18 protein-coding genes, 1 tRNA gene and 2 rRNA genes (1 of these 21 cut by a window edge) are annotated in these 25,000 nt (G+C 65.9%); 7 read left to right on the top strand and 14 right to left on the bottom strand.

Translation table 11 applies throughout. The features are described from left to right. The 3 genes from CHB69_RS14980 to CHB69_RS14970 all read left to right on the top strand — a co-directional run. Window positions 1-2,052: ribosomal RNA gene (locus CHB69_RS14980) — 23S ribosomal RNA — on the top strand (it extends 740 nt beyond the left edge of the window). Window positions 2,053-2,167: 115 nt separating this feature from the next. Continuing rightward, window positions 2,168-2,282 (top strand): 5S ribosomal RNA (gene rrf / locus CHB69_RS14975). Between the two features lie 68 nt (window positions 2,283-2,350). Next, window positions 2,351-2,427: transfer RNA gene (locus CHB69_RS14970), tRNA-Met, on the top strand. A gap of 293 nt (window positions 2,428-2,720) precedes the next feature. Here CHB69_RS14970 and CHB69_RS14965 read toward each other — a convergent pair. Beyond that, entirely contained in the window at window positions 2,721-3,734 is a 1,014-nt protein-coding gene (locus CHB69_RS14965) for an XdhC family protein (RefSeq protein ID WP_089216831.1), read from the bottom strand. A gap of 21 nt (window positions 3,735-3,755) precedes the next feature. Here CHB69_RS14965 and CHB69_RS14960 point away from each other — a divergent pair, with 21 nt between their 5' ends. Further along, window positions 3,756-4,358, top strand: a complete 603-nt coding sequence (locus CHB69_RS14960) for a nucleotidyltransferase family protein (protein WP_089216830.1) — start codon at window positions 3,756-3,758, stop codon at window positions 4,356-4,358. 13 nt (window positions 4,359-4,371) lie between these two features. On the opposite strand, the gene paoC is transcribed toward CHB69_RS14960, so the two are convergent. The 3 genes from paoC to paoA are packed head-to-tail and all read right to left on the bottom strand — an operon-like array spanning window position 4,372 to window position 8,165. Continuing rightward, complete coding sequence (paoC, locus tag CHB69_RS14955) at window positions 4,372-6,579, bottom strand: aldehyde oxidoreductase molybdenum-binding subunit PaoC (RefSeq protein WP_089216829.1); 2,208 nt, start codon at window positions 6,577-6,579, stop codon at window positions 4,372-4,374. Between the two features lie 3 nt (window positions 6,580-6,582). Beyond that, window positions 6,583-7,533 (bottom strand): FAD binding domain-containing protein, encoded by a 951-nt coding sequence (locus CHB69_RS14950; protein ID WP_089216828.1) that lies wholly within the window; start codon window positions 7,531-7,533, stop codon window positions 6,583-6,585. Next, entirely contained in the window at window positions 7,530-8,165 is a 636-nt protein-coding gene (gene paoA / locus CHB69_RS14945; protein ID WP_089216827.1) for an aldehyde dehydrogenase iron-sulfur subunit PaoA, read from the bottom strand. Before paoA ends, CHB69_RS14950 begins: the two co-directional genes overlap by 4 nt. A gap of 278 nt (window positions 8,166-8,443) precedes the next feature. On the opposite strand from paoA, the gene CHB69_RS14940 reads away from it, so the two are divergent. The 3 genes from CHB69_RS14940 (at window position 8,444) to CHB69_RS14930 (ending at window position 12,239) form a co-directional block, all read left to right on the top strand. Next, window positions 8,444-10,342 (top strand): ABC-F family ATP-binding cassette domain-containing protein, encoded by a 1,899-nt coding sequence (locus CHB69_RS14940; RefSeq protein WP_089216826.1) that lies wholly within the window; start codon window positions 8,444-8,446, stop codon window positions 10,340-10,342. A 263-nt stretch (window positions 10,343-10,605) separates the two neighbouring features. Next, complete coding sequence (hppD, locus tag CHB69_RS14935; RefSeq protein ID WP_089216825.1) at window positions 10,606-11,697, top strand: 4-hydroxyphenylpyruvate dioxygenase; 1,092 nt, start codon at window positions 10,606-10,608, stop codon at window positions 11,695-11,697. Next, the gene (locus CHB69_RS14930) at window positions 11,694-12,239 is read left to right on the top strand and encodes a VOC family protein (protein ID WP_089216824.1); all 546 of its coding nucleotides are present in this window, start codon (window positions 11,694-11,696) and stop codon (window positions 12,237-12,239) included. Before hppD ends, CHB69_RS14930 begins: the two co-directional genes overlap by 4 nt. 125 nt (window positions 12,240-12,364) lie before the next feature. On the opposite strand, the gene CHB69_RS14925 is transcribed toward CHB69_RS14930, so the two are convergent. From CHB69_RS14925 to CHB69_RS14880, 10 genes are all read right to left on the bottom strand, one after another. Further along, the gene (locus CHB69_RS14925; RefSeq protein WP_089216903.1) at window positions 12,365-13,015 is read right to left on the bottom strand and encodes a YqaA family protein; all 651 of its coding nucleotides are present in this window, start codon (window positions 13,013-13,015) and stop codon (window positions 12,365-12,367) included. Window positions 13,016-13,432: 417 nt separating this feature from the next. Continuing rightward, window positions 13,433-15,025, bottom strand: coding sequence for a bifunctional phosphoribosylaminoimidazolecarboxamide formyltransferase/IMP cyclohydrolase (gene purH, locus CHB69_RS14920; protein ID WP_089216823.1), 1,593 nt, complete (start codon window positions 15,023-15,025; stop codon window positions 13,433-13,435). Between the two features lie 211 nt (window positions 15,026-15,236). Continuing rightward, window positions 15,237-16,259, bottom strand: a complete 1,023-nt coding sequence (locus tag CHB69_RS14915; protein ID WP_089216822.1) for a phytase — start codon at window positions 16,257-16,259, stop codon at window positions 15,237-15,239. Between the two features lie 357 nt (window positions 16,260-16,616). Beyond that, the gene (locus CHB69_RS14910; protein ID WP_089216821.1) at window positions 16,617-18,395 is read right to left on the bottom strand and encodes a heparinase II/III family protein; all 1,779 of its coding nucleotides are present in this window, start codon (window positions 18,393-18,395) and stop codon (window positions 16,617-16,619) included. Further along, a complete protein-coding gene (rpe, locus tag CHB69_RS14905) occupies window positions 18,395-19,069 on the bottom strand; it encodes a ribulose-phosphate 3-epimerase (protein WP_089216820.1) in 675 nt (224 codons plus the stop codon). Before rpe ends, CHB69_RS14910 begins: the two co-directional genes overlap by 1 nt. Window positions 19,070-19,419: 350 nt before the next feature. Then, the gene (locus CHB69_RS14900) at window positions 19,420-19,680 is read right to left on the bottom strand and encodes a hypothetical protein (RefSeq protein ID WP_141134005.1); all 261 of its coding nucleotides are present in this window, start codon (window positions 19,678-19,680) and stop codon (window positions 19,420-19,422) included. A 2-nt stretch (window positions 19,681-19,682) separates the two neighbouring features. Continuing rightward, the gene (locus tag CHB69_RS14895; RefSeq protein ID WP_089216818.1) at window positions 19,683-19,886 is read right to left on the bottom strand and encodes a type II toxin-antitoxin system antitoxin; all 204 of its coding nucleotides are present in this window, start codon (window positions 19,884-19,886) and stop codon (window positions 19,683-19,685) included. Window positions 19,887-19,907: 21 nt separating this feature from the next. Beyond that, the gene (locus CHB69_RS14890) at window positions 19,908-20,813 is read right to left on the bottom strand and encodes an SPFH domain-containing protein (RefSeq protein WP_089216817.1); all 906 of its coding nucleotides are present in this window, start codon (window positions 20,811-20,813) and stop codon (window positions 19,908-19,910) included. Between the two features lie 580 nt (window positions 20,814-21,393). Next, complete coding sequence (locus tag CHB69_RS14885) at window positions 21,394-23,589, bottom strand: M3 family metallopeptidase (protein WP_089216902.1); 2,196 nt, start codon at window positions 23,587-23,589, stop codon at window positions 21,394-21,396. A 305-nt stretch (window positions 23,590-23,894) separates the two neighbouring features. Next, a complete protein-coding gene (locus CHB69_RS14880; RefSeq protein WP_089216816.1) occupies window positions 23,895-24,764 on the bottom strand; it encodes an SMP-30/gluconolactonase/LRE family protein in 870 nt (289 codons plus the stop codon). Window positions 24,765-25,000 lie beyond the last annotated feature (236 nt).

The following is a 25,000-nucleotide window of genomic DNA, read 5'->3' as shown; positions in this document are numbered from 1 at the left end:
TGCGGTAACACGCACTGGAGGGCCGAACCGTTCAATGTTGAAAAATTGTCGGATGAGTTGTGTTTAGGGGTGAAAGGCCAATCAAACCGGGAAATAGCTGGTTCTCCGCGAAATCTATTGAGGTAGAGCGTCGGATGAATACCTTGGGGGGTAGAGCACTGGATGGATGCGGGGGTCGCGAGATCTACCAATTCTAACCAAACTCCGAATACCCAAGAGTAATATCCGGCAGACAGACGGCGGGTGCTAAGGTCCGTCGTCAAAAGGGAAACAGCCCTGACCTACAGCTAAGGTCCCCAAGTCACGTCTAAGTGGGAAAGCATGTGGGATTTCCAAAACAACCAGGAGGTTGGCTTAGAAGCAGCCATCCTTTAAAGAAAGCGTAACAGCTCACTGGTCTAAATAAGAGATCCTGCGGCGAAAATGTAACGGGGCTCAAGACGTGCACCGAAGCTTAGGGTGTGTAGCAATACACGCGGTAGCGGAGCGTTCCGTAGGCCGATGAAGCGATCTGGTAATGGGTCGTGGAGGTATCGGAAGTGCGAATGCTGACATGAGTAGCGATAAAGAGGGTGAGATGCCCTCTCGCCGAAATCCCAAGGGTTCCTGCTTAAAGCTAATCTGAGCAGGGTAAGCCGGCCCCTAAGACGAGCCCGAAGGGGGTAGTCGATGGGAACCACGTTAATATTCGTGGGCCTGGTGGTGTGTGACGGTTTGCGTAAGTTGTCTGTCCTTATTGGATTGGTCAGGCTTCGAAGCAGATCCAGGAAATAGCCCCACCGTATAGACCGTACCCTAAACCGACACAGGTGGGATGGTAGAGTATACCAAGGCGCTTGAGAGAAGTCTCCTGAAGGAACTCGGCAAATTGCCTCCGTACCTTCGGAAGAAGGAGGCCCTGCATCTGGGCAACCAGTTGCAGGGGGCACAGGCCAGGGGGTAGCGACTGTTTAGCAAAAACACAGGACTCTGCTAAGTCGGCTTCAAGACGACGTATAGGGTCTGACGCCTGCCCGGTGCCTGAAGGTTAAGTGGAGGGGTGCAAGCTCCGAAACGAAGCCCAGGTAAACGGCGGCCGTAACTATAACGGTCCTAAGGTAGCGAAATTCCTTGTCGGGTAAGTTCCGACCTGCACGAATGGCGTAACGACTTCCCCACTGTCTCCAGGAGATGCTCAGCGAAATTGAATTCTCCGTGAAGATGCGGAGTACCCGCGGTTAGACGGAAAGACCCCGTGCACCTTTACTGCAGCTTCAGAGTGGCATTAGGAAAGAACTGTGTAGCATAGGTGGGAGGCTTTGAAGCATTGGCGCCAGCCGATGTGGAGCCATAGGTGAAATACCACCCTGTTGTTTTCTGATGTCTAACCTCGATCCATGAAACTGGATCAGGGACCCTCTGTGGCGGGTAGTTTGACTGGGGCGGTCGCCTCCTAAAGAGTAACGGAGGCGCGCGATGGTAGGCTCAGGACGGTTGGAAACCGTCTGCGAGAGTGCAATGGCATAAGCCTGCCTGACTGCGAGACTGACGAGTCGAGCAGAGACGAAAGTCGGTCATAGTGATCCGGTGGTCCCGAGTGGAAGGGCCATCGCTCAACGGATAAAAGGTACGCCGGGGATAACAGGCTGATGATTCCCAAGAGCTCATATCGACGGAATCGTTTGGCACCTCGATGTCGGCTCATCACATCCTGGGGCTGGAGCAGGTCCCAAGGGTTTGGCTGTTCGCCAATTAAAGTGGTACGTGAGCTGGGTTCAGAACGTCGTGAGACAGTTTGGTCCCTATCTGCCGTGGGCGTCGAAATTTGAGAGGAGTTGACCCTAGTACGAGAGGACCGGGTTGAACATACCTCTGGTGTACCTGTCGTGGCGCCAGCCGCGCAGCAGGGTAGCTATGTATGGACGGGATAACCGCTGAAAGCATCTAAGCGGGAAGCCTCCCTCAAGATAAGATTTCACAGAGCCGTGGAAGACCACCACGTTGATAGATCGGATGTAGAAGTGCGGTAACGCATGGAGCTAACCGATACTAATTGCTCTATTCGCGCTTGAAGAGTCCCACCATCAACGACAATCCTGAAGGGGTTGTCCGATGATGTGGATGATATGAAACAGCCATATTGCACGGGCATCGATTGAACCCTTTTTGACCTACGCCGGCTTCATTGCTTGGTGACCATGGCGTCAGTGACCCACCCGATCCCATCTCGAACTCGGCCGTGAAACCTGACAGCGCCGATGGTACTGTGGCTTAAGCCCCGGAAGAGTAGGACGTCGCCAGGCATTGCAGCCGGCGTATGGTCGAAGAAACCCATTCACATGTCGGTGGCGCACGCCACCTGCCCAATTGGCGCGGGATGGAGCAGCCCGGTAGCTCGTCAGGCTCATAACCTGAAGGTCGTAGGTTCAAATCCTACTCCCGCAACCAATAATCGCCCGCTTTCTCAATGAGATGGCGGGCTTTTTCGTGTCTGGAACGGAGCCCTTCGGCCCCCCTGAATGGCGGCTTTGGGGTCGAAAGCGGCCGTTCCCCATCTTCGTCATTCCCGCGAACGCGGGAATCCAGTGTGGGTTAGCCGACGCACGCCTTGGATATCCGCTTTCGCTGGAATGACGATATAAGGCGCAGAATGCCCCTACCGGTCGTGAACGGACGATAGCGTCTTTTGAATATGCCCAAACGACAGTCGGCTGCTCCAGTCGGGGCTGCTTGGGTGATCGTCAATCGTGCCCGAACGGCATTTGGCGTTTAGCGGCATCGCTTGCTGTAACGCCATGCTCGCGCGAAACGCCGGCGACGCTCGTGCCTGCCCCGAATATTTCGACGATTTCGGCGACGATCGAGAGCGCGAGCGTTGCGGGGTCGCGGGTTGAGGGGATCAGGCCGACGTGCGGCCTGAGCGCGGCGAGCGCCGTGCGGTCGACACCGTTCGCCGCCAGCATCCCGCGCCGCGCGGCCTGCGCGCGCGGGCTTCCCACTGCGCCGATATAGAAGGCGGGCTGCGCGAGCGCCCAGGGGAGCAGCGTCTCCTCCCAATCGCGATCGTGGAACAGAAAGATGAATGCCGTCGAGGCATCCGACCATAGCGCGGGCAGCCTGTGGCGCGTCGCGAGGTGGCGCGCCGCGATGCCTTGGCATTCGAGCGCGGCGACATCGCGCGGCAGCGGCGAAAAGGCGAGCGTTTCGGCGCCGTAAAATTGCGCGAGCCGCGCGGTCGCGATCAGATCCTCGCCCTGCCCGATCGCGACGATGCGCAGCCGCGGCGGGTAGCGAAGCGCGAAACTGTCCCCATCCCATCCCGTTTCGACATCGGCCTGGGCCGCATGGACGCCGCGCGGCGACAGGATCAGAGCGCCGCCCTGGCGCGCGTCGATCCGGGCCAGCGCCGCGTCGATCGCCGCGCGGTCGGGGCGCGGGGTGAAGAGCAGGTCGATGCCGCCGCCGCACGGCAGGCGCACGTCGATATAGGGCGACCCCGCGCCGAAGCGCACCAGCTTCGCCCGATCGGCGGCCAGGACGCCGCGCGCCTCGGCGACCACTGCCGCTTCGATGCAGCCGCCCGAGAAGGAGCCGATCGAACGGCCGTCTTCGGCGACCGCCATCTGCGCCCCGATCGCGCGCGGCGACGAACCTTCGATTGCCGTCAGGGTGACGAGCGCCGCCGCCACGCCCTCATCGGCGCACGCGCCCACGAAGCGCAGAATATCGTCGGGACGGATTGCCAAGCCGGTCATTGGGCTGGCATTCCTGCGGCCGTGCGCAGCGCGCGGCGCGTGGGAGAGCAGGCGATGATCGAACCCGAGGCAATTGCGGCGGTCCTGCTCGCCGCGGGCCGGTCGCAGCGTTTCGGCGCGCGCGACAAGCTCGCCGAGCCGCTCGGCGGGGTGCCGCTCGCGCTCCACGCCGCGCGGCGTATCGCCGACCTCGACGCTGGGGTGCGGATCGCCGTGTGCGCCGAGGAAAGCCCGCTCGCCGGCGAGTTCGCACGCCTCGGCTTTGCGATAAAGGTCAATGCGGAGCCCGAGCTCGGCCTGTCGCACTCGCTCGCGCTCGGTATCGAAGCGGCAGCTGTAGCCGGGGCAAGGGCGGCCCTCGTGCTGCTCGGCGACATGCCCTTCGTGCGCACGGACCATTTGCGCGCGCTGCTCGCCGGCTTCGACCCCGACGAAGCGCCCGTCGTGGCGTCGGCGCGCGAGGGCATCGCGATGCCCCCGGCGCTCTTCGCGCGGTCCTTGTTCGACACCCTCCGCGACAGCAGCGGCGATCGCGGCGGCCGTGCGCTGCTCGGTGCGGCGCGGCTCGTCGCGGCGCCGGCGGCCGAACTCGCCGACATCGACCGTCCGGCCGACCTCCGCTGACGGCCCCGCCCGGTCATGCGATCGCGGGCAGTCCGCCCAGCAGCTTGTCGAGCGTGACCGGATAGTCGCGCACGCGCACCCCGGTCGCATTATAGACCGCGTTGGCGACCGCCGCCGCAACGCCGCAGATGCCAAGCTCGCCGACGCCCTTCGCCTTCATCGGCGAGGTGGTCGGGTCGGTTTCGTCGAGGAAGATCACCTCCTGATGCGGGATGTCGGCGTGGACGGGCACCTCATAGCCTGCAAGGTCGTGGTTGACGAAGAAACCGAAGCGTTTGTCGACCGCCAGCTCCTCCATCAAGGCGGCGCCCGCGCCCATCGTCATCGCACCGATCACCTGGCTGCGCGCGGCCTTGGGGTTCAGGATGCGCCCCGCGGCGCACACCGCGAGCATACGGCGGATGCGGATCTCGCCGGTCGCGGCATCGACCCCGACCTCGCAGAAATGCGCGCCGAAGGTCGATTGCTGATATTTGTCGGCAAGGTCGCCATATTCCATCCTGTCCTCGGCGACGAGGCCGGCATCGCCCGCCGCTTCGCCGAGCGATACGCGGCGGTCACCCGAGCGTATTTCGCCATCGACGAATTCGGCGTCGGCGGCGTTGAGGCCAAGCTTCGCCGCCACCGCTTCGCGCAGCTTGGCGCAGGCGGCATAGACGCCCGCGGTCGAGCTGTTCGCCCCCCACTGCCCGCCCGATCCTGCCGAAACGGGGAAGGCCGAATCGCCGAGTTTCACGACGACCTTGTCGAGCGGCACGCCCATCATCTCGGCCGCGGTCTGCGCGATGATCGTATAGCTGCCGGTGCCGATGTCGGTCATGTCGGTCTCGACCGTCACCACCCCCGCCTTGTCGAGTCGCACCCGCGCCGCGGAGGTCGCATTGATATTGTTGCGGAAGGCGGCGGCGACGCCCATGCCGGTCAGCCAGCGCCCGTCGCGCGCTGCGCCGGGTTTCGCGCTGCGCTTCGCCCAGCCGAATTTGCCGGCGCCGGTCGTCAGGCATTCGTTGAGCTGGCGCTGCGAGAAAGGCCGCTCGGGCTTTTCGGGATCGACCTGTGTGTCGTTGAGGATGCGGAAGTCGATCGGGTCCATTCCCAGCTTTTCGGCCATTTCGTCCATCGCGATCTCGAGCGCCATCAGCCCCGGCGCTTCGCCCGGCGCGCGCATCGCATTGCCTTCGGGCAGGTCGAGCACCGCGAGCCGCATCCTCGTCATCCGGTTGGGACCGGCATAGAGGAGGCGCGTCTGGCCGACCGCGGTTTCGGGGCCGCCGCCGGGCAGGTCGCCCGACCAGCTTTCGTGCCCGATCGCGGTGATCTTGCCGTCCTTCGTTGCGCCGAGCCGGATGCGCTGGATCGTCGCGGGGCGGTGCGTCGTATTATTGGCGATGAAGGGGCGGGGCAGGGCGATCTTCACCGGCCGCTTAGCCGCCTTTGCGCCGAGCGCCGCCATCAGCGCGTCGGCGCGGATGAACAGCTTGCCGCCGAAACCGCCGCCGATATAGGGCGAGACGAGGCGGATATTCTCCTTGGGGATGCCGAGCGTCTTCGCCATGTCGCCGACCGACCAGGCGACCATCTGGTTCGCGGTCCACAGCGTCAGCCTGTCACCCTCCCACGCCGCGATCGTCGCGTGCGGTTCCATCATCGCATGGCTGTGATCGGGGGTCGTGTAGCGCGCGTCGAGCGTCACCGGCGCGGCGGCGAAGGCGGCGTCGAAATCGCCGACGGCGGTGTCGGCGATCGTCCCGAACATCGGCTTGGGCGGGGCGGCCGAATCCATCGCGGCGGTAAGGTCGAAGGCGCCCCTGGCGCGCGCATAGTCGGCACGGACGAGCGCCGCGGCGGCGCGCGCCTGTTCGAACGTCTCGGCGACGACGAGCGCGATCGCCTGGTGATAATGTTCGATGTCGGGGCCGCCGAGCAGCTTTGCGGTGTTGAAATCGCCCTTGCCGAGCGTGCCGGCATTGGCCGCGGTAACGATCGTCAGCACGCCGGGCGCGGCTTCGGCATCGGCGGTGTCGACCGACACGAGCCGCCCCTTGGCGATCGCCGATCCGACGATGAAGCCATAGGCGGCGTTGGCGGGAATATCCCTTTGCTCATAGGCATAGGGCGCGGCGCCCGTGGTCTTGAGCGGGCCGTCGATGCGGTTTGTCGGCTTGCCGATCACCTTGAGCCGGTCGATCGGGTTGGTCGTCGCGGGCGTGTCGAATTTCATGGCTCAACCCTTCGCTTCGGCCAGCACCCCGGCGAGCGTTCGCTCGACCAGCGGCAGCTTGTAGGCATTATCGTGACTCGGCGTCGCACCGGCGAGCAGCCCGCTCGCGACGGCTTTCGCGCCGCGCGGCATGTCGGCCTCGGCCGCCTCGACGCGCCACGGCTTGTGCGCGACGCCGCCGAGCGCGACGCGCCCGCTGCCGTCCTTCTGCACCACCGCCGCGACCGAGATCAGCGCAAAGGCGTAGGAGGCGCGGTCGCGCACCTTGTGATAGATATGCGTGCCGCCCATGGGCTTCGGCAGCGTCACCGCGGTGATCAGCTCGCCGGGCTCGAGCATGGTTTCGAGATGCGGCGTGGTCCCCGGCGCGCGGTAGAAATCGGCGATCGGGATCGCGCGCGCCTTGCCCGCCGCGTCGACCGTTTCGACGCTGGCGTCGAGCGCGCGCATCGCGACCGCCATGTCGCTCGGATGCGTCGCGATGCACGCCTCGCTCGCGCCGAGGACCGCGAGGGTGCGGCTTACCCCGCCGATCGCGGCGCAGCCGCTGCCCGGCTGGCGCTTGTTGCACGGCTGGTTGGTGTCATAGAAATAGGGGCAGCGCGTGCGCTGGAGCAGATTGCCGGCGGTCGTCGCCTTGTTGCGCAGCTGCCCCGACGCGCCCGCGACGAGCGCGCGGGTGAGCAGGCCATAGTCGCGCCGCACGCGGGCATCGGCGGCAAGGTCGGTATTGCGCACCATCGCGCCGATGCGCAGCCCGCCCTCTTTCGTCGGCTCGATCGTATCGAGCGCGAGGCGGCTGACGTCGATCAGATGCGCCGGCGTTTCGATCTGCAGCTTCATCAGGTCGAGCAGGTTCGTGCCGCCCGCGATGAAGCGTGCGCCCGGCGCCTTGGCAAAGGCCGCGGTCGCCCCGGCGGGCGTCGCCGCGCGTTCATAGGTGAAGGCCTTCATGCCTGCCTCCCCGCGACCTCGGTGATCGCCTCCAATATGTTCGAATAGGCGCCGCAGCGGCAGATATTGCCGCTCATCCGCTCGCGAATTTCCATATTCGTCGCCTCGGCAGGCGCGGTCAGGTCGCCGGTGACGTGGCTGGGGATTCCCGCCTCGATCTCTTCGAGCACCGCGACCGCCGAGCAGATTTGCCCCGGCGTGCAATAGCCGCATTGATAGCCGTCGTGGACGATGAAGGCCGCCTGCATCGGGTGCAGGTCGTCGGGGGTGCCGAGCCCCTCGATCGTCGTCACCGTGTCGCCATCGTGCATCACCGCGAGCGACAGGCAGCTGTTGATCCGCCGGCCATCGACGATCACCGTGCAGGCGCCGCATTGGCCATGGTCGCAGCCCTTCTTGGTCCCGGTCAGCTGAAGATGCTCGCGCAGCGCGTCGAGCAGGGTGGTGCGCGTATCGAGTTCGAGTTCGCGCGCCTCGCCATTCACCGTCAGCGCGATCCTGGCCATCGACGGCGCGGGCTGGGCAGAGGCGGTCTTTGCACGGGCAGCGGGGATGGTGGTCACCGCCGCTGACGCTGCGCTGGCGGCGAGCATGCCGCGCCTGGACATCTCAAAATCTCCTGGGGACTGCATGGCATTCTCCGAGTGTCGCATTTACGAGGAGGCCGTGTGGGTTCGGCGTGCCGCCGTCGGGCGGCTGGAACTTGTCGGGACTGGGCAGGTTCGAATATTCGGGATCGTGGCGCGATGATAGCATGAGCGTCCTCCGGCGGCCAGCGCCGCGTTGGTCGATAAAGCACCGACGCTGCGCGGCGATCCTTCGAACAACCACCGCCCCCTCGCGCGGGTTCCGCGAGCGCGGGCATCCAGCCCCTTGGGCGCGCGCGCGCGCCGTGCTAGGCGGCGCGGCCATGCTGACGATCAACGGCCTTACCGTGCGCCTCGGCGGGCGCACCATCCTTGACCGCGCGAGCGCGAGCCTGCCGGCAAAGAGCCGGACCGGGCTGATCGGGCGCAATGGCGCGGGCAAGTCGACCCTGATGAAGGCGATGATCGGCAGCCTCGAAGGCGACGAGGGCGGCATCGAAATGCCGCGCAAGACGCGCATCGGCTATATCGCACAGGAAGCGCCGAGCGGTAGCGCGACGCCGTTCGAGACCGTGCTCGCCGCCGATGGCGAGCGCGCCGAATTGATCGCGGCGTCGGAAACCGAAACCGACCCGCACAGGCTCGGCGACATCCACGAGCGGCTGATCGCGATCGACGCCTATACCGCACCGGCGCGCGCCGCGCGCATTCTCGGCGGCCTCGGCTTCGACGAGGCGATGCAGGCGCAGCCGCTCGATAGCTTCTCGGGCGGGTGGAAGATGCGCGTCGCGCTCGCGGCTTTGCTTTTCTCGAACCCCGACCTGCTGCTGCTCGACGAGCCGTCGAACCACCTCGATCTCGAAGCGACGATGTGGCTCGAAAGCTTCCTGCGCGCCTATCCGGGGCAGCTCGTTGTGATCAGCCACGAACGCGACCTTTTGAACAATGTCGTCGACCATATCCTCCACCTCGAAGGCGGCAAGGTGACGCTCTATCCGGGCGGCTATGACGCGTTCGAACGCCAGCGCGCCGAGCGCGTCGCACAACTCGCCGCGGCGAAGGCGGCGCAGGATGCGCAGCGCGCCAAGCTGCAGGACTATATCGCACGCAACAGCGCGCGCGCCTCGACCGCGAAGCAGGCGCAGTCGCGCGCGAAACAATTGGCCCGAATGCAGCCGATCGCCGCGCTCACCGAGGACCCCAGTCTGGTGTTCGATTTTCCGAGCCCTGCCGACGAGCTGAAGCCGCCGCTGATCACGCTCGATTATGCGAGCGTCGGCTATACGCCGGGCGAGCCGGTGCTGCGGCGCCTCAACCTGCGCATCGACCCCGATGACCGCATCGCGCTGCTGGGGCGCAACGGCAACGGCAAGACGACGCTCGCGCGCCTGCTCGCGGCGCAGCTCAAGCCCGAGGAAGGCGGGGTGGCGGTCGCGGGCAGGATACGCGTCGGCTATTTCACCCAATATCAGGTCGAGGAACTCGACGGCGCCGATACGCCGCTTGGAGCGATGACACGCGTGATGGCGGGCAAGACGCCGGGCGCGGTGCGCGCGCAACTGGGGCGGTTCGGCTTTTCGGGCGACAAGGCGACGACCGAGGTGCGCAAGCTGTCGGGCGGCGAACGCGCGCGGCTCGCGCTCGCGCTGATCACGCGCGACGCGCCGCACCTGCTCATCCTCGACGAGCCGACCAACCACCTCGACGTCGATGCGCGCGAGGCGCTGGTGCAGGCGCTGAACGGCTATGACGGCGCGGTGCTGATCGTCAGCCACGACCGCCACATGCTCGAAATGGCGGCCGACCGGCTGGTGCTCGTCGACGGCGGCACCGCGCGCGAGTTCGACGGGACGATGGACGATTATGTCGCCTTCATCCTTGGCCAGGGAACGGGCAAGGGCTCGGCGGCGAACGACGATGCGAAGCCCGCGGCCAAGCCCAAGGATGCCAAGGCGGCGCGGCAGGAGGCCGCAAAGGCACGCGAGGCGCAGGCGGCGCTGCGCAAGGCGGCGAAGGAGCTGGAGGCCAAGGCCGGAAAGCTCGCGCAGCAGATCAGCGCGATCGACCGCGCGATGTTCGACCCTGCCAGCGCCGAACCCGCGCTCGCCAGGCTGACGATGGGCGACCTCGCGCAACGCCGCGGCAAGCTCGCCGCCGAGCTGGAAACGGTCGAGGCGGCGTGGATGGACGCGCTGGAAGCGATCGAGGAAGCGGCGGCGTAGGAAAGGGTTTCACGCGAAGACGCGAAGACGCGAAGAGATCGCGCTCGCCGCGAAGCGGCCTTTCGCTTCGACGTCGCATCAAACGCAGCGTGAAATGAAATCGGGACCCATCGGCCCGAGCCATCGTCTTCGCGCCTTCGCGCCTTCGCGTGATTCAAAATTTGCTGCCCCTGCGTTTCTGATCGACGTCGGGAGGGCCGCATTGACTCATCCGCCTCAATCCCTCATAATAGTTTCAATTGAAACCATATGAGGGAATGACCATGGCCGACCTGTTCGAAAATCCGCTGGGCCTCGACGGATTCGAATTCGTCGAATTCTCCGCCCCCGAAAAGGGGATTCTCGAACCGGTGTTCGAACGCATGGGCTTCACCCGCGTTGCGCGCCACCGGTCGAAGGACGTGCAATTGTGGCGCCAGGGCGACATCAACCTGATCGCCAATTACGAGCCCAGGTCGCCCGCCGCCTATTTCGCCGCCGAGCACGGCCCGTCGGCGTGCGGCATGGGCTGGCGCTGCCGCGACGCCGCCAAGGCCTATGCAGAGGCGATCGAACGCGGCGCCGAGCCGGCCCATGTCAAGACCGGCCCGATGGAACTGCGCCTGCCCGCGATCCGCGGCATTGGCGGGTCGATCATCTATCTGATCGACCGCTATGGTGACGACCTCAGCATCTACGACATCGACTTCGTCTACGAAGAGGGCGTTGATCGCCACCCGGTCGGTGCCGGGCTCAAGGTGATCGACCACCTGACGCACAATGTCTATGGCGGGCGCATGGCGCATTGGGCGGCGTTCTACGAACGTATCGCGGGCTTCCGCGAGATCCGCTATTTCGACATCAAGGGCGAATATACCGGCCTGACGTCGAAGGCGATGACCGCCCCCGACGGCAAGATCCGCATTCCGCTGAACGAGGAAGGCGCGGGCGGCGGCGGGCAGATCGAGGAATATCTGCGCGCCTATAATGGCGAGGGCATCCAGCACATCGCCTTCGCCTGCGACGACCTCTACGCCGCGTGGGACAAGCTCGCCGCGCTCGGCAACCCCTTCGCGCCGTCGCCGCCCGAAACCTATTACGAGCTGCTCGCCGAACGCCTGCCCGGCCACGGCGAGCCGGTCGCCGAGCTGAAGTCGCGCGGCATATTGCTCGACGGTTCGACCGCCGAGGGCGATCCGCGCCTTCTGCTCCAGATCTTCGGCCAGACGGTGATCGGCCCCGTTTTCTTCGAATTCATCCAGCGCAAGAAGGATGAGGGCTTCGGCGAGGGCAATTTCACCGCGCTCTTCAAGTCGATGGAACTCGACCAGATCCGCCGCGGCGCGCTGGCGGTCGAAAAGGAACCCGCCGAATGACCAGTCCGATCAAACTCGGCGGCGTTCACCACGCCGCCTACCGCTGCAAGGACGCGAAGGCGACGGTCGAATGGTACGAGGCCATGCTCGGCATGACCTACACGACCGCCTTTGCCGAGGATCATGTGCCCTCGACCGGCGAATATGATCCCTATATGCACGTCTTCCTCGACGCAGGCGGTGGCAATATCCTCGCCTTCTTCGAGCTGCCGAACCAGCCCGACATGGGGCGCGACGAAAATACGCCCGCGTGGGTCCAGCATCTCGCCTTCAAGGTCGGAAGCTATGACGAGCTTGTCGCGGCCAAGGCGCATCTCGAAGCGAACGGCGTCGACGTGCTCGGCCCGACGCACCACGGCATCTTCAAGTCGATCTATTTCTTCGACCCCAACGGCCACCGCGTCGAGCTTGCGTGCGACATCGGCACCGACGAGCAATATGCCGAACTCGCCCGCGTCGCGCCGCTGATGCTCGAGGAGTGGAGCCGGACCAAGAAGGCCCCGCGCCACGCCGACTGGCTGCATGCAGAGGCGAACGAATAGGCGCCGCGATATAATGTCCTGTGCCCCCGCGAAGGCGGGGGCACATCACCCGACTGCGCTATTCCGAACCGGCAGGAGATGGGTCCCCGCCTTCGCGGGGACACACGCGCTGTTGCGACTTGTCCCTATTTCCCTTCCAATCCGATGCTCTCCAGCGTCGCATGGCTGCACTTGTCGGCGGTCTTCTCGCCGCCGCCCGACAGCGCGCCGGCGATCAGGAAGCCGCCGACCACCGCGACCAGAAAACCGCCCGCGACCCACGCGAGATATTTGTCGATGAACGCCTTGATCGGCGCCCCGAACAGCCGGAACAATATGCCGACGAGCAGGAAGGAAAAGGCGCGGCTCGCGAGGCTCGCCCACAGGAAGGTGACGAAATTCATGTGGATGAAGCCGGCGGTGATCGTCAGCAGCTTGAACGGGATCGGCGTCGCGCCCTTCACCAATATGATTTCGGCCCCATAGTCGCGCAAATAGCAGGCCGCGGCGGGGAAGCTGCCGGTCAGCCCGAGCGCGCCGAGCAGCCACAGCCCGACGCTTTCATAGAGGAAATAGCCGATCGCATAGCCAAGGCAGCCGCCCGCGACCGACGCGAGCGTGCAGATGATCGCATAGCGTACCGCCTTCTTCGGCTCGGCGAGGCACATCAGGCCGAGCATCGGATGCGGCGGGATCGGAAAGAAGCTCGCCTCGACGAAGGAGACCAGCGCGAGCCAATATTCGGCGTGCGGATGCGCCGACTTCTCCATGGTCCAGTTGTAGAGATTCTGGATCATCGACTTGTTGCGGGTGGTGGCGGTCATGCGGGTCCTTTGCGTGCGCGGCCGGCGCAGCGCTTCTATGCCGCCCGCGTGGTGCGAAAGGAAGCCCCTGCAAGCTCCACTCGTCGCCCCGGCAAAGCTGGGGCCGCCATCGGCCTTGTCCAACACCGACGAGCAAACCGCTAGCGCATCGTGCCGGAAATCTGCACCGTTTCCCCGAGCGAAGACGAGGGGCTGTGCCGAGCGAAGTCGAGGCTGCGACGCTGCGGTTCTCGCTCCGCTCGAACGAGCCCCTCGTCTTCGGCCAAAGGCCGAAGTTCATCCTGAGCGCCCGCCAGGGCAGTCGAAGGGCTCGGGGATGCGGATGATTCAGATTTCGCGCAATTTGCTCTAGCGGCCCCAGCTTTCGCCGGGGCGACCCGCACTATCGAATCAATGTCGAAAATGACGCATCCCGGTGAACAGCATCGCCAGCCCCGCCTCGTTCGCCGCGGCAATCACCTCGTCGTCGCGGATCGAGCCGCCCGGCTGGATCACGCAGGTCGCGCCGGCCTCGGCGGCGGCGAGCAGGCCGTCGGCGAAGGGGAAGAAGGCGTCGCTCGCAACCGCGCTGCCGACGGTGCGTGGGCTTGCCCAGCCCGCGGCCTCGGCGGCCTCGCGCGCGCGGACCGCAGCGATGCGCGACGAATCGCGGCGGTTCATCTGCCCGGCGCCGATCCCCGCGGTCGCGCCGCCCTTGGCATAGACGATCGCGTTCGACTTCACATGCTTGGCGACGGTCCAGGCGAAGAGCGCGTCGGCGATTTCTGCGTCGCTCGGCGTGCGCGTCGTCACGACCTTCAGGTCGTCGCGGGTGATGCGGCCATTGTCGCGGGTCTGCGCGAGCCAGCCGCCGGTGATCGTCTTCATCACGAACCCGCCGCGCACCGGATCGGGCAGTTCGCCGGTGAGCAGCAGCCGGAGGTTCTTCTTCTTTGCAAAGATCGCGCGCGCATCGGCGTCGGCGTCGGGGGCGACGACGACCTCGGTGAAGATGCCCGCGATCGCCTCCGCCGTCGCACCGTCGAGCGGCCGGTTCAATGCGACGATCCCGCCGAAGGCCGACACGCTGTCGCAGGCGAGCGCTTCGTTCCATGCCTCGGTCAGCGTCACCGCCGTCGCGACACCGCATGGGTTGGCGTGCTTGACGATCACGCAGGTCGGATCGGCCTCGCGGAACTCGGCGACGAGATCGAGCGCGGCGTCGGCGTCGTTGATATTATTGTAGCTCAGCTCCTTGCCCTGAACCTGGTTTGCCTGCGCAATGCCGCGCGCGGCGGGGCCGGCGGGAAGGTAGAGCGCCGCCTTCTGATGCGGATTCTCGCCATAGCGCAGCTCGCCCGCGAGCTTCGCGGTGAGCGGCAACGTGTCGGGGAAGAGCTTGCCCTGGTCGGCGAAGGCGAACCAGCTCGCGATCATCCCGTCATAGGTCGCGGTATGGGCAAAGGCGGTCGCGGCGAGCCGCTTGCGCAGCGCCAGCGTGGTCGCGCCGCCGTTCGCGTCCATCTCCTCGATCAGCGCGGCATAATCCTGCGGTTCGGTGACGATGCCGACAAAGGCGTGGTTCTTGGCCGCCGAACGCACCATCGCGGGGCCGCCGATGTCGATATTCTCGATGATGTCGTCGCGCGGGGCACCCTTGGCGACGGTCGCGGCGAAGGGGTAGAGGTTGACGACGACAAGGTCGATGCCGCCGATGCCATGCGCGTCCATCGCGGCGACATGGCGCTCGTCGTCGCGCACCGCGAGGATGCCGCCGTGGACGGTCGGGTGCAGCGTCTTGACGCGGCCGTCCATCATCTCGGGAAAGCCCGTCAGGTCGGCGACATCGAGCACGTCATGCCCCGCCTCGCGCAGCGCCTTGGCGGTGCCGCCGGTCGATACCAGCTCGACGCCGTGGCGCACGAGCGCGGCGGCAAGCTCGGCGAGGCCCGCCTTGTCGCTGACGGACAGCAGGGCGCGGCGGACGGGAACGAGATCGGTCATGGGGAAGGCGGCCTTTTGCGAGACGGGAAAGACGCGGCTCCCCTAGGCGTGATGGAACGTCAGGGCAAGGCACCAGTGCCCAGAAGCCGCCTCCCCGAGCGAAGACGAGGGGCATTGCCGAGCGAAGTCGAGGCCGCTTGCTTGCCGGTTCTCGCTTCGCTCGAACGAGCCCCTCGTCTTCGCTCGGGGAGACGGGGAATTTTCGGGCGTTCTAAAGCCCAAGCGCCGCCGCGATGCGGTCCCAGCGGACGATCTTGAAATTCTGCGCGTCCGGTGCATTGTCGCCGTCCTGCGCGATGAAGATGCCGTCGGGATAGGCCGCGCCGAAATTCCCCGCGACCGCTTCGATCCCATCGGTCTCGCTCGTCGCGCCAAAATCGCCTGCGGCGACCGCGAAGCGGCCGACATAGTCCATCCCCGGCAGACGGAACACCGCATAGGCATTGTCGCCCTGGCTCGACGCGATCAGATAGCGCTCGCCCTTGTGGTCGATCGTCGCGAGACCCTCGACATCGGCGACGAGGCGCTCGTTGTCGACCGGCGCGACGAGCGTCGCGTCTGCTGTCGTGCCATTCGGCACCAACCGCCAGATGCCCGCATCCTCTTCGCCGACGTAAAGCGTGTCGCCGTCGAAGACGCAGCCTTCGGACTGGGTCGGGATCTTATATTCCCACTGCACGGCGAAGGCCGGCGTGCCCTCGATCGTCAGCGTGCCGACGCGCACGGTGCCGTCCTTCACGATCAGCGCGGCGGTGACCGGTTCGCCCGGCGCCGTCTTCCTGAGGCACAGGCCATAGGCTTCGCCCGTTCCCGCGCTCGCGCGGCCGAGCGCAGCGATCGCAGGCTTGTCGGGGTCGAGGCGGAAAACCGCGAGATGCGCATTGACCCCGTCGTTGCGGTCGCTCGCGACGATGATGTCGCCCGCGACATCGACATTGTTGACCAGCCCGCCTTTGGTAAAGGCCAGGTCCTTGCCGGTGAGGTCATAGACGTGCAGCCCCGCCTTCTTGTCGGTCGCGACGATCAGGGCGCGGCCCGGGTTCGCGGGATCGACCCAGATCGCCGGGTCGTCGGCGGCGTCGGCACGGCTGGTGCCGACCGGCTGCGTCTCGCCGCTCGCGGTCACGGGCGCTGGGGGCAGGCCGGTGATCACCGGCTCGGCGGGCGCGCAGCCGCTGACCAGGCTGGCGAGTGCCGCCGATAGCAGCAAGCGCTTCGACGTGAAGATCCTCATCGCATGTCCCCCTGTTTCCGGCCGCGCCGATTCTGTCGCGCGCCAGTCCCAGCAAAGCGGTTTCGCGTCAATCCCCCAATATTTCCGTCACTTGTTCGTCATGTGAGTGTCATATTACGGCGTCGGCCCGTTTGGCAGGCTCGGCGTTGTTTGATTCGCACGAAGCCACGAAGCCACAAAGAAATCTCTCGACCCCGTTCGCCCCGAGCTTGTCGAAGGGCTTTCCTTTCTCCAATCGGAGGAGAAATGCGGTGCTTCGGCAAGCGCAGCACGAACGGAAAAGAAGCCATCTTTGTGGCTTCGTGGCTTCGTGCGAACAAATTTTACGGCGCAGCTATCGCGGACGCACCGATGCCGTCAGCCGATATGCTTGAACAGCCAGCCGATGCTCGCGCCGCCCGCGGGCGCGGTGCCGGTGACGACGAGCTGCTCGGTCGGGTGCGGCCGGCCTTCGCCGTCGACCCACAGGCTCTCCTCGACGTCGAGCGCGCCTTCGGAGGTGCGGAACTGCCACAGCGGACCGCCGGCGACGCGCAGCAGCGCGCCCAATTTGTCGGCGGTCAGGCTCGCCGAGACATTGCGCCCGAGGTGAAAGCGCAAGGTGAAGCCCTTGTCGCTCTTGCGCCGGCTGCGCGGGGCGGGGAGCAGCATGTCCTCGCCGCGCAATTCGCGGCCGTTGGGGGAGAGGATGAGGAGGCGGCGATGGATCAGCCCGTGACGGCGCGCATAGCCGTCGTGGCTCATCTCGAGCCTGCTGCCCTGCGGCGTCTCGCGCCGGTCGAGCTCGACCTCGGTGACGCCCTTGCCGAGCGTGCCATTGGGAAGGATCGCGGTCGAATTGCTGTCGGCGATCGTCAGCGTCGAATGCGCTGCGGTGGTGCGCAGCCCGCGCGCGAGGTCGGCGGGGATCGTCGCGCCGGTCAGCGCCGCGCCGCCGCAATTGACGACGATGCGCTCGTCGCCGTCGGACAGTTCGAAGGCGAGGGTCGAGGCGCATCCCGCCTCGGTCACGCGCGCGATCGGCGGCGGCGCCGCGTCGGCGAGGACGACGACCTTGCTCGCGACGAGCCGCTGATAGCCCCAGTCGCGCGCCTGCTTGAGCGGCCGCGTGCGCACCCCGCTCGCCCGGACGATCGCGTCGATCTGCTCGGCACTCGTCGCGCCGCTGCCCTGCCAGCTCCCCATGCCGCCGTCGCTGTGGGTCAGGCCGAGCAGCGCGGGCACGGTGCGGTCGAGCACCTCCTGCACGAAGGGCGGGATCTCCATGCGGCGCATGTCATAGGCGCGCGCGAGCATCGCCAGCGCCATGATCGCGTCGAGCTGCGCCTGCGGCGAGCGCGAGATATTGCCGCCGTCGGCATAGAAGCTCGTTTCGAGCACGCGGCGCAGCCCCGCCTCGCCGAACACTTGTCTCGGCTCGCCGCCGGGCATCAGCAGCGACGCCGCGACGATGCCGACCCATGCGACCAGCTGGCCGACGCCGGGGCGCGTCTTGTCGGCGATACGGTCGAGGTGGCGTGCCGCGCGCGCGAGATGGTTGAGCACCGCCGAGCGATAGATGAGGTCGCTCGACGACAGGATCAGCGGCGCGTGGCTCGCCCAGAAGAGGATACGCCAGCCGCTGTTCTCGGCGCTCCACGCGGGCTCGCTCACCGTCTCGCCATGCGCGGCGAGCCACTGACGCACCATCGCCTCGGCGATCGGCGCACTCTCGGCGCGCGTCCCCGCCGCGGCGAGGTCGCGCAGCCAGGCGAAGCTGTGCAGATAATCGGCGAAGGCGGGCGCGACGCCCGGCGCGGCGAAATCGAGTTCGCCGATGGACAGCTTGAGCCCGCGGTGGAGGAAGTGGCCGGCGCGGATCGCGGTGCCCGCGCGCATGTCGCCGGGCACGGGGTCTTCGGGAACGCCGAGCAGCTTAAGCGGAAAGCGCCCTTTCAGGCGAAAGGCGTGCAGCGGCGTCCGCCAGGTCAGGCGCGTGATATGATTGGCGATGCGGTCGCCCAGGGACAACCCCTTGTCGGCGGGCAGGCGGATCAGCCTTTTGCCGGGTTCGATCGTGTCGTCGAGGGGCACCGCCGCTTCGGCGTCGGGAAGCGGGTCGGCGGGGGCCGAGGTCAAGGGCCGTCCCTCGCCCATCAGGCGCCGCGCAGCCGGCGGATATTGCCGGCATAGGCGTCGGGCCCGCCCTTGAAGGTCGCGGTGCCCGCGACGAGCACATCGGCGCCCGCCGCGATTGCCTGCGGCGCGGTGTTCGCGTCGATCCCGCCGTCGACCTCCAGCCTGATGTCGCGCCCCGACTTGTCGATCATCTTGCGCACCGCCTCGATCTTCCGGAGCTGGCTCGTGATAAAGCTCTGCCCGCCGAAACCGGGGTTGACGCTCATCACCAGCACCAGGTCGATCTCGTCGATCAGATAGTCGAGCATCTTCGCCGGCGTCGCGGGGTTGAGCGACACGCCCGCCTGCTTGCCGAGCGACTTGATGTGCTGAACGCTGCGGTGGATATGCGGTCCGGCTTCGGGATGGACGGTGATGATGTCGGCGCCGGCGGCGGCAAAGGCGTCGAGGAAGCCGTCGACGGGGCTTATCATCAGATGGACGTCGAAGGGCAAGGTCGAATGCGGGCGCAGCGCCTTCACCACCGCAGGACCGATCGTCAGATTGGGCACGAAATGGCCGTCCATCACGTCGATATGCACCCAGTCGGCACCCGCCGCCTCGATCGCGCGGACCTCCTGCCCCAGCGCGGCGAAATCGGCGCTGAGGATCGAGGGAGCGATGCGGACGAGGGTAGGCGTTTCGGCGGTCATGGACCGCCCTTAACCGTCCTGCGGGGGACGGGCAAGGTGCCGCCCGCTCGCTTGCGGCGGGCGCGGTGGATAATACGCCGATCCTCCCTGCGGTGCGCTGATGGGGGCTTGCAATGCCGAGGTGGAAATGGCGGGTTGCGGGCGGTAGCGGGCGTAATAAGCCCCTCCTCTTTAGAGGAGGGGTTGGGGGTGGTGGCGCGCGATAGCGCGCAAGACGTCTAGCACCACCCCGCTGCGACTAAGCCAGCAAGCTGGCAAGTCTCGCTGCCCCTCCTCTGAAGAGGAGGGGTTTGGTCGAATGACAGCTAACCACCCCAAAGCCGACATCCAGGGATCTGGCGACAGCTTGTTCAACCCTGGCGCCAGCGCCTGTCACCGTCGGTGCGCTTGCGGCCGACGATGAGGAAGATCGCCGTCACGAGCAGCGCGAGGCCAAAGGCCATTCCGGCCGGCGTCTGGCCGGTTCCTTCTACGAGCCCGATGATTCCGGCGAGCGCGAGCAGATAGGATGCGATGAGCACCCAGCCTTGCCACTTGATCGGGATCGCGGCTCCCAGGCCGCGATCCTCGACGCGAAACCAGGGCTCCTTGCCCATAAACAGATGCAGCATCGTCATGTCTCCTTCCTGGGGGGGCGTCCGCGTTTCGGCGGCGCCGGCGGGTCGACCTTCACGCCGCGGCGGGCGAGCGCTTCGCGCAGCAGCACTTCGATTTCGGCATTGGCGCTGCGCAGGTCGGCCGCTGCCGCGCGCTCGATCGCCGCATAGAGCGCGGGATCGAGGCGGAGGGCAAAGGCCTTCTTGGACGGCGCGGGCATCGGTCAGCCTTTCGGGACGGCTCAATAGAGCGTCCCGGCGTTGACCACCGGCTGCGTGTCGCGTTCGCTGCACAGCACGACCATCAGGTTCGACACCATCGTCGCGCGGCGCTCGTCGTCGAGGTGGACGACATCCTTTTCGGACAGGTGCCTCAGCGCCATCTCGACCATCGTTACCGCGCCCTCGACCAGCTTCTTGCGCGCGCTGATCACCGCTTCGGCCTGCTGGCGGCGGAGCATCGCGCCGGCGATCTCCTGCGCATAGGCAAGGTGGGTCAGGCCGCATTCGTCGACGGTGATTCCCGCGACCGCGAGCCGTTCGATCAGCGCCTTCTTGAGCTCGGCGCCGACTTCGTCATGGTTGCCGCGCAAGGTGATTTCCTGGTCCTCGATATCGTCATAGGGATAGCGCGAGCCGATCGCGCGCACCGCGGCCTCGATCTGCGCGATCACGAATTCCTTGTAATCGTCGACGTCGAACAGCGCCTGTGCGGTGTCGGTCACGCGCCAGACGACCTGCGCCGCCATCTCGATCGGATTGCCGCGCAGGTCGTTGACCTTGATCTTCTCCGAGATGATGTTGTTCGCGCGCACCGCGATCTTCTTGCGCGTCAGCCACGGCAATACCCAGCGCAGCCCGGTCGCGCGATCGGTGCCCTTGTAGCTGCCGAACAGCTGGATCGCCGCGGCCTCATTGGGGTTGATCAGATAGAAGCCGCTGAGGATCAGCGTGCCGAGAATCGCCGCGACGACGACGACGGCCCATTTCCACGCGACCTGATAGTCGGCGGTGCCGTTGCTGATCCCCGCCCACAGCGCGATGACGAGCAAGGCCAGCCAGACGAACAGCATCAGATAGCCGCTCGCGGTCGCGGCGCGCACCTCGCGCGTCGGATTGAGCGCGGCGGTCAGGTTCGAATCACTCATGACACCCTCCGATATAAAGATGATATCATATTTATATCGGATTGCATGGGGGTCAAGCGGATTCGGCTGGAGGGGGCGGTGTCGGCTTTGGGGTAACCCGTCCTTGCCGTCTTCGGTTATCGCGAGCCGGGTCCGCGCCGTTGCAAAGTTCAGTAAAGTTCAGCCTTGTGCGGCCGCCGATGGGTGGCGTTCGCCGAACATGCCGCGCCGGCTGCCGCCCGCGTCCGCAAACCGGGCCGTGACCGCCTTTATCCACCTATCGAAAGAGCCGAGACGAAGGCTGGCACAGCCGAATGATGTAGGACAGTGGTTTTTTTGCGGCGGGTGTCCGACTTGGGGTGGGGAGCAGACGGTCCTCCCCCTTGGGGGAGGGGGACCACCCGAAGGGTGGTGGAGGGGCACGGGCGGTTTGCCTTTCCCTCTTTGAACGCAGCGTAAACCGAGGGTGCCCCTCCACCATGCTTCGCATGGTCCCCCTCCCCGTGCCGGGGAGGACCCTTATGACCGCAATCGGTCGCTAGCAGCCCCTCGCCACCCCAAAACAAAGGGGGCCGAAGCCCCCCTTGCCCAATCCCTCGCCTCAATCGGTCGGAAAGCCCCGCCGTTCGAGCAGCGCCTTCACATCGGGGTCGCGGCCGCGGAAGGCGCGATAGGCTTCGGCACGGTCGGTTTCGTTGCCGGTCATCAGCAAAATGGTGCGGAAGCGGTCGGCGACCTTGCGGTCCCACGGCCCGCCCGCTTCCATGAACGCCGCCCAGGTGTCGGCGTCCATCGTTTCGGACCAGAGATAGGAATAATAGCCCGCCGAATAGGCGTCGGAGCTGAACAGATGTCCGAATTGCGGCAACCGGTGCCGCATCACGATTTCCTTCGGCATTCCGATTTCGGCGAGCGTGTCGCGCTCGAACGCGTCGATGTCGGTCACCGGCTCGGTGCGGTCGTGCAGCTTCATGTCGACGATCGCGCTCGCCAGATATTCGACCGTGTCGAAGCCCTGGTTGAATTTCTGGCTCGCCAGAATCTTGTCGACCAGCGCCTGCGGCATCGGTTCGCCGGTCTGATAGTGCGTCGCATATTTCGACAGCACCTCGGGCGTCAGCAGCCAATTCTCGTTCACCTGGCTCGGATATTCGACGAAGTCGCGCGGCACGTTCGCGAGCCACGGATAGGTGACGTGCTGGAGCAGGTAATGGATGCCGTGGCCGAATTCGTGGAACAGGGTCGAGGCATCGTCGAGGCTGACGAGTGTCGGTTCGCCCTTTGCGCCTTCGGTGAAATTATTGTTGTTGGAGGCGAGGACGTTGCGGTCGTCGCCCAGCGTCTGCTGGCTGCGATAGGTCGTCATCCACGCGCCCGAGCGCTTTCCGTCGCGCGCGAAATTGTCGAGATAGAGCAGCCCGACATTTTCGTTCGTCTTGAGATTATAGACCTCGAAGGTCTTCACCTTGGGATCGAACACCGGGACCGTCCCCCTATTCTCGCGGAAGCCGAGGTCGTAGAGCCGCCCCGCCGACCAGAACATCGCGTCGCGCAGCTTGTCGAGCTGGAGATAGGGCTTCACCTCGCTTTCATCGAGGTCGTATTTCGCCTTGCGGACCTTCTCCTGATAATAGCGGTAATCCCACGGCTCGATCGTGATTTTCGGGCCCGTGCCGGCCTTTGCCTCGGCATCGGCGATTCGCTGCATGTCGGCGACCTCTTCGTGGACGCGCGCGACCGCGGCCGGCCAGACCTTCATCATCAGCGCCATCGCATTGGCGGGGGTCTTCGCCATGGTGTCGGCCATGCGATAGTCGGCGTGCGTCTTGAAGCCGAGCAGCTCGGCGCGCGCCTGGCGCAGCTTCAGGATCTCGGCGATCGTCGCATTGGTGTCGTTCGCATCGCCATTGTCGCCGCGACCCACGAAGGCGCGCCACACTTTTTCGCGCAGGGCCCGGTTGGTCGCGTTCTGGAGCACCGGCTGCGCCGACGAGCGGGTGTTCTTGATCGCCCACGCACCCGGCTTGCCCTGTGCCTCGGCGGCGGCGGCGAGCGAGGCGACGAAGGCGGGCTCGAGCCCGTCGAGCTCGGCCTTGTCGGTCACGAACGTATAGAGCTTTTCGTCGGCGAGCAGTTTCGAGGAAAAGGCCGAGAACAGCCCCTCGAGCTTCGCATTCATCGCGACGAGCTTCGCCTTGTCGGCGGGCGACAGATTGGCGCCGTCGCGCACCATCTCGTCATAGCTGCGCTCGACGATCCGGATCTGCTGCGCGTCGAGGCCGCTGTCGTGGCGCTTGTCGTATATCGCCTTGTAACGCGCAAAGAGTTTGGGATCGAGGTTGAGCTCGGTGAAGAAGCTCGACAGTTTCGGGCTCCATTCGGCGTCGATCGCCTCGACGCGCGGGGTCGACTTGTTCGACGTCTGGACACCCCACAGCGCGAAGAGCCGCTCCATCGTCTCGCCCGCGAGCATCATCGGGACGAAGGTGTTGTCGAAGGTCGGGGGTTCGGGATTGTCGATCACCGCCTGCACCTCGGCCTTGGTTTCGGCCATCGCCTTTTCGAACGCGTCGGGGAAGAGTTCGGGGTCGAGCTTGTCCCACGGCGGCACCCCCTCGAAGGGGCCGGTCCATGGCGCGAGCAGCGGGTTGCCGCCAACGGGCTCGGTCGCGGCCGGGGCGGCCGTGGGTTCGGTTGCGGCGGCGGGGGTCTGGCTGTCCATGCCGGCATAACCCGCGAACAGCGCGGTGGATGCAAGCAGCATCGACAGGGAAGGGCGGGGCGCGGAACGCGGCATCATCATATCTCCCGGAAAGGATGGTTTCGGATGAAACCTTGCCCTGTCCTAACCGGATAAGACGGCCCTGCGCAAGTCGGGCCGCAGCGAAGTAAGGATTTCGCGCAAAGACGCAAAGACGCAAAGACGCAAAGACGCAAAGAGGGGTCTATACCTGACCCGCCTCTTGCCGCCGCAGGCGGTGATAAAAGGAGGAAGGCGCTTCGCGCGGCTTGGCAAGCAACGCGTTCTCCCCTGCGCAGCCTCTTTGCCTCTTTGCGTCTTTGCGCGAAATTTTGAACCGGCGACGGATCCGCCGCACGCCGCTAACCAGCGAACCCCGGCTGCACGATCCCCGGAACATCGACGCGGAAGGTGAAAAGCCCGCCGGCGTGCGGCTGGCGCGCGCGTTCCTCGTCGGTCAGATTCTTGCCCGCGCTGGTGACGAAGGCGGTGCAGAGGTCGGGTCCGCCAAGGGTGATCATCGACGGGCGCTGCACCGGCAGTTCGACGGTCTGGAGCAGTTCGCCCGCGGGCGACAGGCGGACGACGCGCCAGCCGTCCCACAGCGCCGACCAATAGCAGCCCTCGGCATCGACGGTGCCGCCGTCGGGGCGGCCGGTGCCATGCTCGAACTGGTGGAAGAGCCGCCCTTCGCCGAGCAGGCCGGTCGCCGGATCGACGTCATAGGCCTTCAGCGCGTGGGTCGGCGTGTCGGCGTGATAGAAGATGCGCCCGTCGGGGCTGAAGGCGGCGCCGTTGCTCGTCAGCAGTCCGCCGAACAGCGTGTGAAGCGCCCCGTCGGGGTCGAGGCGATAGAGGTGCGCGGCCGGATTCGCCTTGTCGCTCGTCACGCTGCCGACCCAGAAGCGCCCCGCGGCATCGACGCAGGCGTCGTTGCAGCGCTGTTCGGGGATGCCGGCGAGCATCTGCGGTCCGAATGGGCGCGGCGTGTCGCCCCAGGCGTCGATCAGCGCGCAGCCGTCCTTCAATCCCGCGATCAGCCCGCCGCCGGCGCGCGGCGCGATGCAGCCGACCGGCCCATCGAGCTGTATCACTTCGTCGGCCGCCGTTGCGGGATCGGTGCGGTGGATGCGGTGCGCGTCGATGTCGACCCAATAGAGGCGTCCGTCGGCGCCGTTCCAGCGCGGCGATTCGCCCAGCAGCGCGCGGGCGTCGAGAAGCAGGTCAACCATGCGCGCGCCTTAGCGCGGACCGGCGTCGCTGCCCAGCGCCGCAGACCTATTCCGCACAGCGTGAAATAGCCGAATCGGCGTCTAACTCCTTGCGTCATCCCGGACTTGATCCGGGGTTCCATTCTACCAGCGCCGCGCCCATGGACCCCCCTGAGTTCACAAACGAAGTGCAACACCTCAAGCAGGTGGTGCCATGTCGAGATACCGTCATTTATCGCTTGAGGAGCGCTGTTCGA

It is taken from the genome of Sphingopyxis indica (genome assembly GCF_900188185.1).
GTDB lineage: Bacteria > Pseudomonadota > Alphaproteobacteria > Sphingomonadales > Sphingomonadaceae > Sphingopyxis > Sphingopyxis indica.
This window is presented reverse-complemented; position numbering and strand designations above follow the sequence as displayed.